The organism is Algoriphagus sp. CAU 1675 (assembly GCF_029222925.1).
Classification (GTDB): domain Bacteria; phylum Bacteroidota; class Bacteroidia; order Cytophagales; family Cyclobacteriaceae; genus Algoriphagus.
The window spans coordinates 120367-136071 of sequence record NZ_JARHUI010000006.1; the positions used below are offsets into that span (position 1 = coordinate 120367).

The 15705-nt window shown below is 41.4% G+C and carries 13 protein-coding genes and 2 pseudogenes; 8 read left to right on the plus strand and 7 right to left on the minus strand.

What is annotated here, in order from left to right; genetic code table 11:
• The first annotated feature begins 35 nt into the window (after window positions 1-35).
• Window positions 36-1715, plus strand: a complete 1680-nt coding sequence (gene ettA, locus P2G54_RS14450; protein WP_275872257.1) for an energy-dependent translational throttle protein EttA — start codon at window positions 36-38, stop codon at window positions 1713-1715.
• A 230-nt stretch (window positions 1716-1945) separates the two neighbouring features.
• Here ettA and P2G54_RS14455 read toward each other — a convergent pair whose 3' ends face one another.
• From P2G54_RS14455 to P2G54_RS14475, 5 genes and pseudogenes are all read right to left on the minus strand, one after another.
• Entirely contained in the window at window positions 1946-2548 is a 603-nt protein-coding gene (locus tag P2G54_RS14455) for a hypothetical protein (RefSeq protein WP_275872258.1), read from the minus strand.
• Between the two features lie 59 nt (window positions 2549-2607).
• Complete coding sequence (imm40, locus tag P2G54_RS14460; RefSeq protein ID WP_275872259.1) at window positions 2608-3129, minus strand: Imm40 family immunity protein; 522 nt, start codon at window positions 3127-3129, stop codon at window positions 2608-2610.
• A gap of 92 nt (window positions 3130-3221) precedes the next feature.
• Window positions 3222-3438: pseudogene (locus tag P2G54_RS14465) on the minus strand (metallophosphoesterase); the annotation flags it as partial.
• Window positions 3439-3485: 47 nt separating this feature from the next.
• Window positions 3486-3914 carry a hypothetical protein gene (locus P2G54_RS14470; protein ID WP_275872260.1) on the minus strand — a complete coding sequence of 143 codons (429 nt, stop codon included), beginning with the start codon at window positions 3912-3914 and terminating at the stop codon, window positions 3486-3488.
• A 248-nt stretch (window positions 3915-4162) separates the two neighbouring features.
• The gene (locus P2G54_RS14475) at window positions 4163-5398 is read right to left on the minus strand and encodes a metallophosphoesterase (protein WP_275872261.1); all 1236 of its coding nucleotides are present in this window, start codon (window positions 5396-5398) and stop codon (window positions 4163-4165) included.
• Window positions 5399-5825: 427 nt separating this feature from the next.
• On the opposite strand from P2G54_RS14475, the gene P2G54_RS14480 reads away from it, so the two are divergent.
• Both P2G54_RS14480 and P2G54_RS14485 read left to right on the plus strand, forming a co-directional pair.
• On the plus strand, window positions 5826-6986 hold the full coding sequence (locus P2G54_RS14480; RefSeq protein ID WP_275872262.1) for a hypothetical protein: 1161 nt from the start codon (window positions 5826-5828) through the stop codon (window positions 6984-6986).
• A 160-nt stretch (window positions 6987-7146) separates the two neighbouring features.
• Window positions 7147-8463: a pyridoxal phosphate-dependent aminotransferase gene (locus tag P2G54_RS14485; protein WP_275872263.1), complete on the plus strand. Its 1317-nt coding sequence runs from the start codon at window positions 7147-7149 to the stop codon at window positions 8461-8463.
• Between the two features lie 53 nt (window positions 8464-8516).
• Here P2G54_RS14485 and P2G54_RS14490 read toward each other — a convergent pair.
• Window positions 8517-8888: pseudogene (locus P2G54_RS14490) on the minus strand (four helix bundle protein).
• A 56-nt stretch (window positions 8889-8944) separates the two neighbouring features.
• Window positions 8945-9880 (minus strand): zinc dependent phospholipase C family protein, encoded by a 936-nt coding sequence (locus tag P2G54_RS14495; RefSeq protein ID WP_275872264.1) that lies wholly within the window; start codon window positions 9878-9880, stop codon window positions 8945-8947.
• A 211-nt stretch (window positions 9881-10091) separates the two neighbouring features.
• Between P2G54_RS14495 and rpsT the strand changes: the two genes are divergently transcribed.
• The 5 genes from rpsT to pheT all read left to right on the plus strand — a co-directional run bounded on the left by rpsT (window position 10092) and on the right by pheT (window position 15705).
• The gene (gene rpsT / locus P2G54_RS14500; RefSeq protein ID WP_275872265.1) at window positions 10092-10346 is read left to right on the plus strand and encodes a 30S ribosomal protein S20; all 255 of its coding nucleotides are present in this window, start codon (window positions 10092-10094) and stop codon (window positions 10344-10346) included.
• A 97-nt stretch (window positions 10347-10443) separates the two neighbouring features.
• Complete coding sequence (gene radC / locus P2G54_RS14505; RefSeq protein WP_275872266.1) at window positions 10444-11139, plus strand: DNA repair protein RadC; 696 nt, start codon at window positions 10444-10446, stop codon at window positions 11137-11139.
• Between the two features lie 3 nt (window positions 11140-11142).
• Window positions 11143-11760, plus strand: coding sequence for a DUF1684 domain-containing protein (locus P2G54_RS14510; protein ID WP_275872267.1), 618 nt, complete (start codon window positions 11143-11145; stop codon window positions 11758-11760).
• 355 nt (window positions 11761-12115) lie between these two features.
• Window positions 12116-13156: a 6-bladed beta-propeller gene (locus tag P2G54_RS14515; RefSeq protein WP_275872268.1), complete on the plus strand. Its 1041-nt coding sequence runs from the start codon at window positions 12116-12118 to the stop codon at window positions 13154-13156.
• A 134-nt stretch (window positions 13157-13290) separates the two neighbouring features.
• On the plus strand, window positions 13291-15705 hold the full coding sequence (gene pheT / locus P2G54_RS14520; RefSeq protein ID WP_275872269.1) for a phenylalanine--tRNA ligase subunit beta: 2415 nt from the start codon (window positions 13291-13293) through the stop codon (window positions 15703-15705).

Here is a 15705-nt window from a genome sequence, read left to right on the forward strand (position 1 = left end):
GCTGTTTATCGAATAACTAACGCAAAATAATACGCATGAGTGCAGAAAAAATCATCTTTTCTATGGCCGGGGTGTCCAAAGTTTACCCCCCTCAGAAGAAAGTCCTCAAAGATATTTACCTCTCATTTTTCTATGGCGCCAAAATTGGTGTTTTGGGTCTCAATGGTTCGGGAAAGTCTTCTTTGCTCAGAATCATTGCCGGCGTAGATAAGGATTATATCGGCGAGGTGGTTTTTTCTCACGGTTATACTGTGGGAATGCTGGAGCAGGAACCCAAGCTTGATCCCAACAAAACCGTAAAGGAAATTGTGGAGGAGGCTGTTGCAGAAACTGTGGGCCTCCTAAAGGAATTTGAAGAAATCAATGAAAAGTTCATGGATCCTGCCCTGATGGAAGATCCGGATGCCATGGACAAATTGATCACACGCCAAGGTGAAGTCCAGGAGAAATTGGATGCTGCCAATGCTTGGGAACTGGATGTGATGTTGGACAAGGCCATGGATGCACTTCGCCTTCCGCCTAGTGATGCTGTCGTGGGAAATCTTTCCGGTGGTGAGAAAAGAAGAGTTGCGCTTTGCCGTCTCTTGTTGCAGGAACCGGATGTTTTGTTGCTGGATGAACCGACCAACCACTTGGATGCCGAGTCGGTACTTTGGTTGGAACAACACCTTCAGCAATACAAGGGAACTGTCATCGCAGTGACTCACGACCGTTACTTCTTGGATAATGTGGCCGGCTGGATTCTAGAATTGGACAGGGGTGAAGGCATTCCTTGGAAAGGAAATTATTCTTCTTGGTTGGAGCAAAAGCAAAACCGTTTGAAACAGGAGGAAAAAACGGAATCCAAGCGTCAGAAAACTCTCGAAAGGGAATTGGAATGGATCCGCATGGCTCCAAAAGCCCGTCAAGCAAAAGGAAAGGCACGTTTGAATGCCTATGACAAATTGGTGGGTGAAGAAGCCAGAGAAAGAGAAGCCAAGCTCGAACTTTTTATCCCGCCGGGACCTAGATTGGGAGCCAAAGTGATCGAAGCTAATCATGTTTCCAAAGCGTATGGCGATAAACTATTATTCGAAAACTTGAGCTTTGCCTTACCCCAAGGAGGCATTGTAGGTATTATTGGACCAAACGGAGCAGGTAAGACGACTTTGTTCAAATTGATCACCGGTCAGGAAAAGCCTGATTCGGGAAATTTTGAAGTAGGAGAAACTGTGAAACTGGCTTATGTGGATCAGGAACATGATCATCTGGATCCCAATAAAACGGTGTTTCAGACTATTTCAGAAGGTAATGAACTGATGAAGCTGGGCAATAAGGAAGTCAATTCCAGAGCCTATGTTTCCAAGTTTAACTTTGCGGGTTCTGATCAGGAGAAAAAAGTCGGGGTTCTCTCCGGAGGAGAAAGAAACCGGGTTCATTTGGCTTTGACCTTAAAAGAAGGCGGAAACTTGCTGCTTTTGGATGAACCTACCAACGACTTGGATGTGAATACACTCCGGGCTTTGGAAGAAGCCTTGGAAAACTTCGGGGGTTGTGCGGTGATCATTTCCCACGACCGTTGGTTCCTGGATAGAATCTGTACCCATATTTTGGCTTTTGAAGGAGATTCTCAGGTGTATTGGTTCGAAGGCAACTTCACCGATTACGAGGAAAACAAGAAGAAGCGTCTGGGTGATGTGACGCCAAAAAGAATTCGATATAAGAATTTGAAATAAATATAGAATTCGTCTCTGCGAGGGACGAAGCAGTCAAAAAGAAAACCTCCGAAGTATCTGATAATTCGGAGGTTTTTTGCTTTTTCTGAACGGTCAAGTATAAGCGTATTGCGGGGGATTTGGAGACGTTCTCTGTCTGCCTACAGCAAAGTCTCTTAGAATCATAAATCATCCATTTTGACATTCAGTCCGCATTACGCTTATACAATGTTGGGTTTATTACACCCTTTTTATGAAACCCACCTAAATATTTCACCAATTTTAATCCATTTATCATTTTCTTTTATCAAGATTAAACTCCATCCCTCACCACATAAACCAAAACATATATGGTCAATAGATATGATTGCCAATTTTCCGTCAACACTTATTAAAGGGGAATAAAACAATAGAAATGGCTCTGTATTTATATTTTCTGAGAATGATCTGTTAAAGTCTATAGAATCGGAAGAAAATATCTCAAATTGAGGCAGTTTATTAGAGTCTAGTTTAAAGGTTTTCAGTTTACTCAATCTTACTAATAATTCAGCCTGGTATAATGAAACTGTATCAAATCTGCTGTATTTTTTTAATAACTCATTGTCATCCAAAAAACTGTAGCCATAAGGGTCTGCTGGTAAACTATCGAGTATTCTGAATTTTAAATTTCCCAAATCTCCTATTTCGTTTAATTGGATTGCAGCATTTATCAAATCATAAACTTCTTTATTAGCAGGTAGAATTTCATCATCCAATTCCCTTCGCACATGATTCACTTCTTCATTAGATCCCTCTTGCCCACACGATTGAAGGATTAATATTAAAAGAATATAAATGTATAAATGTATCTTCATTTTCGGTATTAACCCCAACGTTTTGCGGCTACGCCTGCGGCGCGGTAGAAAACTAATTTTTATTCTAAATTAGATTTTTTTGAGCGAAATAGATTTTTAAACCATCCAAACATTCCGCGCTGAGGTGTAGGTGCTGTTATCTGTAGATCATCTTTATGTAGTTCTTCAAATTCTTTTTCATTGCAATACACCAAATTGTAGAATATTCTATCACGATATTCTTCTTTTACCTGATTTTCTGTACGTAACTTCCTAATAGCATCTTCAGTTTCGTTCATAGAACGTCTCACATAATCACTCCAATTTTCCTTAGGCGTTTTATTACTATACCAGTTGAATACTCCGGTTGTCCCATCTTTGCATTCTATTACACCAATTACAATATTATCTTGAGAGATTTGTGCTAATGGTGCTTGATTGTTTTCATAAACATTCTTTAGTAACCACACGTCACCTCCAAGGATAGCGCAGTCATTATCCGCAAGCTCATTAATTGCCTTTAGGACGTCACTTTTACGCCATGCGTATTCACCGCTGGTTGACTGGATGCTATTTTGTATAGTGTCCTTCGAGAACTGCATACTATGGCTTATTACAGATAACTTGTTTATTTATACGTTTTTTACGTGCATATATCTTACATGTAGTTGGATATATACGGATCCCCCAGTATTTATTTCCTCCTCAACTTCAGCACCGTAATCTCCGGCCAGATCCCAACCCGTCCCGGAAATGCCAAAAAAGCAAAGCCACGGTTGACATGCAGGTAGCGGCCTAGTTCTTCGTACAATCCGGCCCATTTGGGGTAGCGAAGGGAGGCAGGACTCCATTTCAGAAATCTCTTTCCCAAATTGCATTCCATGGCTACGACTACTCAATTTCAAGTGGATAAATTGAGTGGTCTTTTTGTGTTTATTGAAAAACAAAAAGATACGATTTATTTCATGAGATCGTTTTCTTTGGTTCGAATTGAATTATTGTTTTTCATAAAGTCTAATTGATAATAAACCTCAGTTTTTACATTACTGGCATCTGTTTTTCCAGATATCCAATAATTAGGATTGCTTTTAATTAATTCATAAGCATACTCATCATAACCTTGACCAATTCCCCTCCAGATTTTTGGATTCTGAATTCTTCCATTTTCATCAACTATAAAAACCAAGGTAACTTTTGTTCCTTTTTTCGAGCTATAGGGAGCTTTTACACCTAATTTTTGATTATTTTCTTTTAACCAAATTTCAAATTCTTCGGAAGGAGCAGGTTTAATAGTCAATGAAGGGTTTGAATAATCATAAATTTTTTCTGATTGAGCTTTGACATTATACGTGAGGAATGCAAAACAAATTAAAATGAGGATTCTCATGGGATAGAGGGTTGAATATTGTTCGGGAACATTATTTTATTAAAAGTCCGAATCTAGAAAAATACTGCAGATATTCTAGTTCTGGTGAATATCGGGGATGAAATTTCTAAGATGGGTCAGAGAAAATTAAAAACCTGCAATAAAAATCATGCGGATTTTGAACCCTTGGACATTGGTTAAAGGTTTGTTTATTGATAGTTGAAAAGCGAGTTTAGATTTTTTTAGGTTTTTCACTTCAAACTTTTGACTTAAAAAGCTGATTTCCTCTTCAACTTCAGTACCGTAATCTCCGGCCAGATACCAACTCGTCCCGGAAAAGCCAAAAATCCAAATCCTCTGTTCACGTGCAGGTAGCGACCTAGTTCTTCGTACAATCCTGCCCATTTGGGATAGCGAAGGGAGGCAGGACTCCATTTGATAAACCCCGGAATCTCTATTCCAAACTGCATGCCATGGGTATGCCCGCTAAGTGTGAGGTGGATTAGTTGGGAGAAGGTCTTTACTTCCTCGTCAAAGTGCGATGGGTCGTGACTCATTAGAATCTTAAAACTCTGATCTCTGAGGTTTGCGGCTGCTTTTGTCAGGTCTCCATGCTGTACAAATCCCTTTCCCCAGTTCTCCACGCCGATCAAGTCTATGCTTGCTCCGGATTTTTCGATTTTGACGTTTTCATTTCGAAGGAGCCTAAATCCAAGTTCTTTTTGAATATCATACAGCCGCTCCATATTGGCTTCCTTGGCTTCCGGATTCGGCCAAGACATATAGTCCCCGTAATCATGGTTGCCGAGGATGGAATATTTGCCCAACGGCGCCTTTAGTTTTTTAAAGGTATCTATCCAAGGTTCCATTTCTTCGGCTTGGTTATTGACCAGATCCCCTGTAAAAAGAATGACATCAGATTCCTGCTGGTTGATCAAATCAATGCCATATTCCAGCTTCTTTTTGTCGTCAAAACTTCCGGAGTGGATGTCCGAAATCTGGGTGATGGTAAATCCGTCAAACTCCTCCGGGAGGTCGTCAAATTCCAGTGTGTGCTTTACTACCCGGTAACGATATTTTCCAATTAGAACCCCATGGAGAATACCCAAAAAAGGAATCCCAGAAAGCACCAAGGCGGTTTGGCTTAGAAATTTTCTTCGATCAGCCAAAAAATCACCCTTTCGGGTTCCGCTTACAGTTTGAAAAATCCCTGTAAAAAAACGGGTGATGTCCTCTCCAAACATGAATACCAAGATGATCAGCTTTGGAATCAATGAGAGTATCAGCAAGGAAATCATTCTCCCAAAACTCGGATTGATCGGGCCGCGGTTGAATGTCAGAAAACCGTAAGCGACAAAAAGGTAAACCGAGATCGAAAAGACCCAAAATGCGACTTTTACCCAAGTTTGGTTAGGGAATAGGGTTTTGAAAGCCTGAAAGGAATACCAGTCGATCAAGGCGATGAAAATCAGAAAGATGAGAATTCGGAGTAGGATAGGGACCACTTGAGGGAGGATATTTGCTTAATTTTTTGACTTTAAAGTACTTGTACGGGGAGGATAATAGCAAGTTGGTAAAAAAGATGGAATCAGAATCCTAAGGTCAGAAAAGAGAAAGAAAGCAGTTGGAATGGAAAGTAGGGATAAAACCAGCTGGAAAGGTCTAAAATAGAGCCAAAGAGGGAGAATTCAGAAAGAAGGTGTCAAAAAGCTGAAATTAGAATTCTTCTCTTTTTCGCTTTTGGATAGGCAATTTCTGATTCTATATCCCGGATTTTATACATAGGGAATTGAGGTGAAATACAGTTAGCCCTGTGCAGGGTTGCATTTGGGCCTCTCATGGTTCTAGAAAAGAAGGTTGTTTTTATCAGGCGGAAGATATTTGCCTTGCATTACGTGATTATCGTATATTGGCTAAATATATAATTGTCCCATGTTTCGATATTTTGTATTTGTTTGCGTGGCGTTTTTGATGCTGTCTTGTCAAGAGAAATCGGCATCTTCAGGCCTTGAGTATGAGTTCGTCAAAGTAGATTCCCTGGTCCTCGACATCTTGGAGACTGTCCATGTCATGGACTATCATAAAGAGAAGGGGCTTTATCTTTTGGTAAAGCAGGCAAGTATGGAAGGGCATTATTTTGTGGTAAATGATTCTGGGGAAATTTTGGCCGAAAACAAGCTTTCCGAAGGGCCTGATGCTTTTGGTATGGTGTTGTTACGGGCAGGATTTGTTGGGGACGAGATTTTATTTTTATCTGACAGAAAGGCCTTTTTGTATGATTTGAACTTGAAACCTCTGAGAAATTATCCATTCAAGCAAAACCCAAGAGTAAGGCTGGTTCATTTTTCTCTCGATAATCTGAGTACGTTTCGTTTTTCGGATGGGGGAAATTGGGTAGTTTCCAATCTCAATGATGGCTATTTATCTCAATATCCAATGGACTATTTTGATACGCTGAATCTTGTACACCTTGTGAATGTAAATTCAGGTCAGGTAATCAGGGGAGGGAGATTGGAAGAAAGCGGTAAGTTCCGTTCGGGAGAGTTCTATCCATTGATGGACAAACCGGTTTTCTTTTCTGACGGGAAGTCCAATTTAATTTCAACAATCCTATACGGTGATTCTACTTTTTATCAGCTAGATCCTCAGAAGGGGTTCCAGGTAGTCAACAAAGTGGCCTTGCCCAGGCTGAAACCGGATGTGCTCATTTCGGTTCCGATGGCAGAAGCCAGTTTAGCCACCGTAAAAGAATTTACAGAGGATAATGTGAAGTTTGCGGGAGCTTTTGACGAAATGATGGGGAATGGAAACGAGGTATTGGTGGGGTACAGAACGGGAGAAGATTTGGATATAGTTGCTCTAAATCAAAACAGGGCGAAAGATGATGAAATATTACCTACAAGAAAACGGTTCTACTATTTTATCAAGGAGGGAAAACTAATGGGCAATCCGATCCCATGGACATTTCCGGGAAGCCTTAAGTTGAATGTGGGTAAGGGCAGATATTTACAATATGCAGATCAGGCAGAGATCCATGCATTTGAAAAAGAGTATCAGTGTTACTATATCTATGAATTAAGGCAAAAAGATTGAGCTAAGTTGAAATCTGAATTAAAAATTCCCTTTTCATGATTTAAACAGATTGGTGCTTCTCAGTGAGACTTTTATTTTCTTTCTGTGTGATTTCTCGGAATTTCCTTTCTCTTTTCCCTTTCTTTGCATAGGAATTTATTTCCTATCAGCCTATTAACCTATGAGACAGTTACTCCTTAGACCCGGAGCAGAGGAGCTTTCCTATGAAATTCGGGGCATTGTAAAAAAAGCCCGGCAAATCGAGTCCTTGGGCTATCCCATGACTTGGGAAAACATCGGGGACCCCATCCAAAAAAGCAATCATGTCCCGGATTGGATGAAATCCATCATCGCGGATCTTTTAAAAGAGGACAAAACCTATGGGTATGCCGACTCCAAGGGAGTGTTGGAAACCCGTAAGTTTTTGGCAGACCTCAATAACGAAAAGAAGGGGACTCAAATCACTGCCGAGGACATTCTTTTTTTCAATGGATTAGGGGATGCTATTGCCAAATTGTATCAATTCCTTGTGCCTACCGCACGGATTATTGGACCTTCCCCGGCCTATTCCACCCACAGTTCCGCAGAAGCTGCTCACGCCAATACAGCGCCGATTACCTATAAATTGGACCCGGATAACCAGTGGCTGCCGGATATGGAGGATTTGTATCTGAAGGTAAAATACAACCCCTCCATTGTAGGTATTCTCATCATCAATCCGGACAATCCAACCGGGATGGTTTATCCAAAAGAGGTTTTGGAGGGATTTGTGAAAATAGCGGAGGAATTCAGTCTCTTACTAATCGCAGATGAAATCTATCAAAATATAACCTACAATGGCGTGAAAGCTGTAGCGCTTGGCGAAGTGGTTGGTAACCGTCCTGCGATCTCTTTGAAAGGGATTTCCAAGGAATTTCCCTGGCCCGGTGCAAGATGTGGATGGATGGAATTTTACAACAGAGAGGCTTCTCGTGAGTTTTCCAAACTCTGTCAAACCCTGGAGAATGCGAAAATGATAGAGGTTTGCTCCACGATTCTTCCTCAGTTGGCCATTCCAAGAATCATGAGCCATCCTGAATACCATGCGTATCGGGTTCAGGCCAATACTCAAATTGGGATGCGTTCTGATTGGATGCGTGAAATATTGGGGGATATTCCAGGTATTAAGTTCAACCCAACTCAAGGAGCTTTCTACAATACCATTGTTTTTGATGAAGGAGTATTGAATCCCAAACAAAGTCTTCCTATAGAGGATGCGCGCTTGCAGACCTTGTTGGATGGGTGGCTAGCCGATCCGGAGATGCCCTTGGATAAGCGATTTGTATATTATCTTTTGGCATCTGAGCGAATCTGTGTGGTGCCAATATCTTCTTTTTGTTCGGATCTGAGAGGATTTCGGGTGACCTTGTTAGAGGAGGATGAAGCTGTTTTTAAAAATACCTTTGAGAGATTGGGGAAGGCTATAAGGGAGTATTTGAATTCAGACACTAAAATCTGAAGGCTTAGTTGGGATGTAGTAGGCAGTCTCAGTAGGCAGTAGTCGCAGGTTGCTCAATGGTTTTTGGAACCAAATTTTTCAGGATTTTTGATCATGAAATTCAAAAGCCGACCAATTTCTTCGACTTCTTTGTTTAAGTCAGCAAATGTCACTTCTGAAATGTAGTGACATGATAACGCAAAATTTAACCAGACTTGAGTTTCTGTATTTTCCATATCTGCGTCACTCAGTTTTGAAATAAAGTGAGCTGGATATCTTCTTTTTCGGTAACCTTCTCCTAGGTTGGTGCAAATTGATCTACTTCATCTCCTGATTTGGTCAGTTAAGGAATAAATTTCCTCACGTGGAAATGACTTGCTGATTTCAAAAATCCTCATGGCTAGATTGAATGCCTTTTGATAGGCAATTAGATCCTGGTAGTTCATTCTTTGTGTTTTTATGGCTCATATTATTGGAAGTACTGCGAACTGAGACTGCCAACTCAATTTTCCCTCAGGTTCTTCTTCACTTTTATCGAAAAATCCTCGTCCTCAGGCAAGGGGCCATTTAGTTGAATGAGATCCGGCTGTCCTGCATTTACCCAAGCCGTAAACCAAAAGTCCGCAATCATTTTAATCGATTTGCGCATTTGTCGCTCTACTTGTTGATCAAGGGCAGATGCATATTCGGTGGTAAATTCCCTCGAATACACACGGACGGTCAGCCTATTCCGCTCTTCGTAGCTGTATTTTTGATCCTCCGGAAATTGGGAACTCAGCTCACGTTCAATCCGAAGCACACTGTCCACTTGGGAGTGAGCCTCCCGAATTGCATCCCAAATGGCAAGTTGGGGTTTTTCCACATACTCCGCTTTTCCAGCCCACAAAGAATAGTTGCTGGCTTGGAGTTCCGGGATTCTGCTTTCCCAAAAGCCATGGATTCCGTCCTGCCCGGTGAGTTGACCGTTGTAGTTTTTGGTGGTGTGGAGAGGGACGTTTAAATCCCCCAAGTAATGTCCCAAATCTGCAGATAGCCTGAGAATTCCGCCGAGGTTTTTCTCTTTGAAGGCTTTGGTCAGCCCCAAAAAAGTCTGGTAGGCTGCCCAGGGGCCAATTCCATTTGCCCGAAGGCTGTCCTCTGAAAATTTCTCGACTGCCTCATGCCAATATTCTGGAAGTACTTGGAGGGCGCTGTCCCCGTAATGGTCCAAATCCAGGTAATGCTTTTCCGCTTCCCCTTCCACTGCATATCTGCGCCGGTCCGGGTTGACGGCCTTTTCAGTAATAAATTGGATTTCCCTCTTGTAAAACCCAATCATCTCCGGTGGAAGGGAGAAAACCGCCATTCGGTTGATCAGGGAATGCGCATAAAAGCCCCATCTTTCATCCCAATCAGAAATAAAAAAGAAGCTGAATGACCAGAGAATAAAAAATTTCATTCCTGAAAATAATCAAAATTCCCGTAGAAGGTTCGTATAAATTATAGCTATATTTGCAGCCTGTTTAGGGTTTAATCCATGGATTTTGGATGGTTTTAAGGCCTTTGAAAAGGAATGTTTAAAATTCCTTTGGCAGAATTAATTATTTACAATAACTTTGCACTCCAATTCGGATCAGGGGAACGTTTAAGAAATTTATTAATATCAAGATATGGCAAATCACAAATCAGCTCTTAAGAGAATTCGTGCCAACGAAGCGAAGCGTTTGAGAAACAGATATCAGGCCAAGACCACCAGAACTTTCATCAAAAGACTGAAGGCTGCTACTGATAAAGTAGAGGCATTGGAATTGTTTAAGAAAGTTTCTTCCATGTTGGACAAACTGGCTAAGAAGAATGTGATTCACAAGAACAACGCTAGTAACAAGAAATCAAAATTGGCCAAGTTCGTCAACGCTCTTGGTTAATTCCTGATAAAGACTCAATTAAAACCCTGCTAGTCAGGGTTTTTTTATTGCCTTAAAATCGATAAATTTAGTTTTCACTTTTTAATAAATACAAGGCATGGAAAACTACACTTCCCTAAAAATCTCCCAGCTTGCAGAAGAGGATAGGCCCCGGGAAAAATTATTGCTCAAAGGAAAAGCGGCTTTATCGGATGCTGAGCTGATTGCCATATTGATTGGCTCGGGCACCCCTTCGGTGAGTGCGGTTGATTTGTCCAGATATATTTTAGCCTCGGTCAATTATGATTTGGGAGCCTTGGCGCGAATGAGTATTCAGGATCTTAAGAAATTCAAAGGGATAGGGGAGGCAAAAGCCATCAGCATTGTAAGTGCCTTGGAACTGGGAAGAAGAAGAAAAGAGTCTGAACCGATCCGAAAGCCCAAAATCACCTGTTCAAGGGATGTGTATGAACTGATGAAGTCTGAGTTGATGGATGAGTCTGTTGAGCATTTTTATCTCCTTCTGCTCAGTCGCTCCAATCAGGTGATCAAGAAGCATCCCATTTCCAAAGGCGGTACTGCCGGTACTGTAGTCGATTCAAAGCTGGTCTTTAAGGTAGCCTTGGAGCACTTGGCCCAATCCCTCATTTTGGTGCACAATCACCCTTCGGGGAGCCTCAGCCCCTCCGAGCAGGACAAGAAATTAACCGAACGGCTGGTTAAAGTCGGTCGGGAATTGGATTTACCCGTATTGGATCATGTGATTTTTACCGATACTGGTTATTTTAGCTTCGCTGATGAAGCCTTACTTTAAAAAATGAAGACGAATTCCATTCTTATAATTTTCGTTTCTGTGGTTGTGCTTGCTGCGGTGCTTTATACACTCACAGGAACTGATAATCCGGAAGTTTACCAGGAGAAAATCGAAGCCGAGCGTGAGCGGCAGTTTAAGTTTATTCGCTTTAGTGCTGATTCCCCCCTTTCCGAGGAGCAAAAGAAAAGCTTTTCCCAACTCAACTTCTATCCAATAGATCCTGCCTACAAAGTAAAGGCGAGATTGCTTCCTGTAGAAAACCAAAAAATCAGAGAAGTGCCAATGACCGACGGAACCAAAGAACGCTATATTGAGCATGCTTTTGCGGAGTTTGAATTGGGAGGGAAGACCAATCGTTTACTTTTGTTACAATCAGTGGATGAGTCCGATAAAAAGAATTTTTTCCTGGCCTTTGCGGATGAAACCAGTAGCAGGGATACGTATGGTGGAGGACGCTTTCTCAATGTGAGACAGGATGGAAAAAACAGCATCACTTTGGATTTCAATCTTGCTTATAACCCCTATTGTGCCTATAATCCGGATTATGCCTGCCCCCTTCCTCCGAGGGAAAACCTTTTGACGATTCCTGTTGAGGCAGGGGAGAAAAATTACGGGAAATAACTAGTTATCAGCGCTGTAGATTTGGTTAAGTCGATTTTTTTTTTTAACTAGAAGAATTGTTATTAAATAATTGTTCAATTTAAATTTTATTTCTATGAAAAAAATTAATGTTTTTAAGTCTTGGGTTTATTTTCCTTTTTAGTATCCAGGCTGTGCCTTGCGATGTGGAATTTCAATGTGCTGATGGTTCTAGAATTTCGTGTGAAGGAAATTCTACATGCCATTCTGGGATCGGATTTGTATATTGCACTAACACAGATGGGACTTATTCGTCCGCAGATTGCTAGTAGTTTTATTTTCATTTAAGCATAAAAGGACTGGGGTCTCCCAGTCTTTTTATTTAGATTTTAATTCAATGAGATATTTTTCTGTAGTTCTTCTTTTTATGCTTGGATGTAGGATGGATAGTGAAATCCTTGTGCCCTTGGAGCCAGAATTGGTTGTTTTAAAGCCTGAAAAGGTGTTGGATGATTTCGGAGATGGAGTGTTTTTTACAAGAGTAGCTATTACTGCAGATACAGAGCGGGTTTATGTAGCCAACCAAAATCCAGCAACTTTATTCTTCCTAGATAAGGATTTTAACTTGTTAAGAGTGATTGAGGACCGTGGAGATGGACCAGGAAGCATATTGAATCCTGTTCAGGTGGAGTCCACAGAGCATGGTTTAATGGTTGAGGATAGGGGAAATAATCGAATTAGTATTTATCATCCAATTACCGGTGAATTTTTAGAACAAATTAACCTTCCGGAGCCAGTTAGTATTTGGAGGTTTTTTTACGATGGGAATAGTATTCTTTATTTTCCATTAAGAGGGTATAAAAGTGATTCTAATTCTGTTTTAAAGGTTAATTTAAAAGGGGAACCACTCGGTAAAGTCGGAGTTTGGATGCCTCAAAATGATAATGATTTCAACAGGCAATCCAGATTAATCCAGCCATTTGAAGATGGTAAAATAATGTTGTTGGGAATTAACCTTCCCTATTTGGATATAATTTCTGAAAAAGGGGAACTTTTGAGAAGACACCGCTTGGATCAATTTGAACCTATCAAAAGGGCATTGGATTCCCTGGAAAACGATTTTAAAAAACCAGGGTATGAAAGAGGGGAGAAAGAAATTAAGCATATTTTAGTTGATGCTCAATATACCGATGAACACCTATATTTGACCTTTACCGATAGAGTGGGCCTTGATAGGGCAAAAGCGCGGCATTTGCTTGAGTTTAAATTTTTTGAGGATAGTTTGATTTTCCAGCGGATGTTTAGATTTGAAACAGGTAGTCCTGATGATAATTTGCATCCATTTACCTTTTTTGTTGACAGAGGGGCTAATAAAATTTATACCCAAGGACTAATTACTCAAAATATATATGTTTTTGATTTCCTCTTCAAAAATTGAATTGGAACAATTCAGGTAAGTGAGGGATAAATGGAGAGTATTTTTTACTTTTGGGGTGAATATTTTAAAAAGGGTTTTCGAACCCTTTTTGTTTATCCAGACAAAAAATAAGTTTTGTCTATTACCAGGATTCCATGAAAATTTCAATCAATCGATTAAAAAAATACATCCCTTTAACTGAAAGCCCTGAGGAAATCGCGGCCTTGCTGACTCGATCAGGTCTTGAGGTAGAAGGTATAGAAGAGTTTGTTTCCGTGCCCGGAGCTTTGGAGGGAATTGTTATCGGTGAGGTTTTGACCTGCGAAAAACATCCCGACGCAGACAAGTTGAGCTTGACTACAGTGGATATCGGAGCCGAAGAGCCTTCCCAGATTGTCTGCGGAGCACCCAATGTGGCAAAGGGCCAAAAGGTTTTGGTAGCTACCGTGGGAGCGACACTCTATCCCACTGAAGGAGATTCCTTTCAGATCAAGAAAGCAAAAATTCGCGGACAGGTATCTGAGGGGATGATCTGTGCGGAAGATGAGTTGGGATTAGGAAACAGCCATGCCGGAATCATGGTGTTGGATACTGACTTGCCAAATGGTGCTCCTGCCTCAGAGTTGATCCCTGTGACCCAGGATCAGGTTTTGGAAATCGGACTTACACCAAACAGGGCGGATGCGGCTTCTCATCTGGGGGTAGCCCGTGACCTGAAGGCTCTTTTGGGTAAAGATCTTAGTATAGATCCGGAACCGGAAATTAAAATCGAGGCAGCTGGTCCAAAGATCAGTGTGGAAGTGGAAAATTCCGAAGATTGTCCCCGCTATGCCGGGATCACGATCACGGATCTTCAAATAGCACCTTCACCACAGTGGTTGCAGGATTTCCTAAGGGCCTTGGGATTGGAGCCTATCAACAATGTGGTTGACATCACGAATTTCATCTTGCATGATTTGGGACAACCCCTTCATGCATTTGATGCCGATCAGATCTCTGAAGGAAAAATCATTGTCAAAAAACTTCCTAAAGACAGCAAATTCATCACCTTGGACGAAAAGGAAAGAAAACTTTCCGGCGAGGAACTGATGATCTGTGACCCCAATGGAGGAATGTGTATTGCCGGAATTTTTGGAGGAAAAAATTCAGGAGTAAGTGAGAATACAAAGACGATCTTTTTGGAGTCTGCTTATTTTTCCCCGGATGTGACCCGAAAAGGCGCTCAATTCCACGGATTGAAAACCGATGCTTCCTTCCGATTCGAAAGAGGAACAGATCCCAATATGCCGGTTTATGCTCTGAAGCAGGCCGTGAAGTTGCTTCAGGAAATTGCAGGCGGCAAGGTGTGTTCTGAAATCGTGGACATTTACCCAAATCCTATCCAGGACTTTGAGGTAGAAGTAGACTATGGACATATCAACCGACTGATAGGGAAGAGAATCGAGCCCACTGAGGTGAAATCCATACTTGAAAGTCTGGATATTAAGGTGGTGGACGAGTCAGAGACAGGATTTAGAGCTCTGGTCAAACCTTATAGAGTGGATGTGACAAGGGAAGCTGATATTATTGAGGAAGTCCTACGGATCCATGGATTTCATCAGGTGGAACTTTCAGAGAATCTAAAAACGGATTATTTGGCCGAGCATCCGGTGAAGGACTTGAACAAGCTCCAATACAGACTTTCTGAAATTCTATCAGGCCAAGGCTATTTTGAGATCATTACCAATAGTCTGACCAAGCCGTCTTATGCGGAAAAGTCCGGCTATTTGGATCCAAACCTGAATGTGGAGATTTACAACAAACTCAGCGAAGACCTAGGGGTTATGAGGCAGAGTTTACTTTTCAGTGGTTTGGAGGTTTTGGCGCACAACATCAACCGTCGACAGACTGACCTGAAATGCTTTGAATTCGGGACTGTATATCAGAAGACTCAGGATGGCTATAAAGAAAGCAGAAAACTGGGGATTTTTCACTCCGGAAACAGCTCCTCTGAAAGCTGGCTCAAACCTGCTGTACCTTTTGGTTTTGCAGATCTATATACCACAGTTGAAAAGATCCTTGAGAAACTGAATATAGAGCCAGGAGAAATTTCCATGGTCGAAAAGGCACCATTTACCTATGGATTGACGTTAGGTCTAGGTGAAAAGGAAATTGCAAGCCTTGGTTTGGTGGATGAAAAAATCCTCAAACTCGCCGAGGTACGTCAGGAGGTTTGGTATGCAGAACTGAACTGGGATTTGCTTTGCAAGAAGGCTGGAGGACTGAAACGGTATCAGGAGATCTCCAAATTCCCGGAGGTTCGAAGAGATTTGTCCTTGGTTATAGACAAGGCATTGACTTACGATCAGGTAAAGTCAGTAGCTCTTAAAGCCGGAGGGAAGTTGCTGAGAAGAATCGGGGTATTTGATGTATACCAGGGAGATAAGATTGATGCAGGCAAGAAAGCTTATGCTTTGAGTTTCCATCTTCAGGATCAGGAAAATACACTGACGGACAAGGTAATTGATAAAACAATGAGTAAATTGATTCAGGCCTTCCAAAATGAAGTAGGGGCTGTAATCAGGACTTAA

What these genes read in the sequence shown, in the direction of transcription:
- ettA (WP_275872257.1), top strand. Translation starts at nt 36, where the DNA reads ATGAGTGCAGAAAAAATCATCTTTTCTATGGCCGGGGTGTCCAAAGTT.
- P2G54_RS14455 (WP_275872258.1), bottom strand. Translation starts at nt 2,548, where the DNA reads ATGAAGATACATTTATACATTTATATTCTTTTAATATTAATCCTTCAA.
- imm40 (WP_275872259.1), bottom strand. Translation starts at nt 3,129, where the DNA reads ATGCAGTTCTCGAAGGACACTATACAAAATAGCATCCAGTCAACCAGC.
- P2G54_RS14470 (WP_275872260.1), bottom strand. Translation starts at nt 3,914, where the DNA reads ATGAGAATCCTCATTTTAATTTGTTTTGCATTCCTCACGTATAATGTC.
- P2G54_RS14480 (WP_275872262.1), top strand. Translation starts at nt 5,826, where the DNA reads ATGTTTCGATATTTTGTATTTGTTTGCGTGGCGTTTTTGATGCTGTCT.
- P2G54_RS14485 (WP_275872263.1), top strand. Translation starts at nt 7,147, where the DNA reads ATGAGACAGTTACTCCTTAGACCCGGAGCAGAGGAGCTTTCCTATGAA.
- P2G54_RS14495 (WP_275872264.1), bottom strand. Translation starts at nt 9,880, where the DNA reads ATGAAATTTTTTATTCTCTGGTCATTCAGCTTCTTTTTTATTTCTGAT.
- rpsT (WP_275872265.1), top strand. Translation starts at nt 10,092, where the DNA reads ATGGCAAATCACAAATCAGCTCTTAAGAGAATTCGTGCCAACGAAGCG.
- radC (WP_275872266.1), top strand. Translation starts at nt 10,444, where the DNA reads ATGGAAAACTACACTTCCCTAAAAATCTCCCAGCTTGCAGAAGAGGAT.
- P2G54_RS14510 (WP_275872267.1), top strand. Translation starts at nt 11,143, where the DNA reads ATGAAGACGAATTCCATTCTTATAATTTTCGTTTCTGTGGTTGTGCTT.
- P2G54_RS14515 (WP_275872268.1), top strand. Translation starts at nt 12,116, where the DNA reads ATGAGATATTTTTCTGTAGTTCTTCTTTTTATGCTTGGATGTAGGATG.
- pheT (WP_275872269.1), top strand. Translation starts at nt 13,291, where the DNA reads ATGAAAATTTCAATCAATCGATTAAAAAAATACATCCCTTTAACTGAA.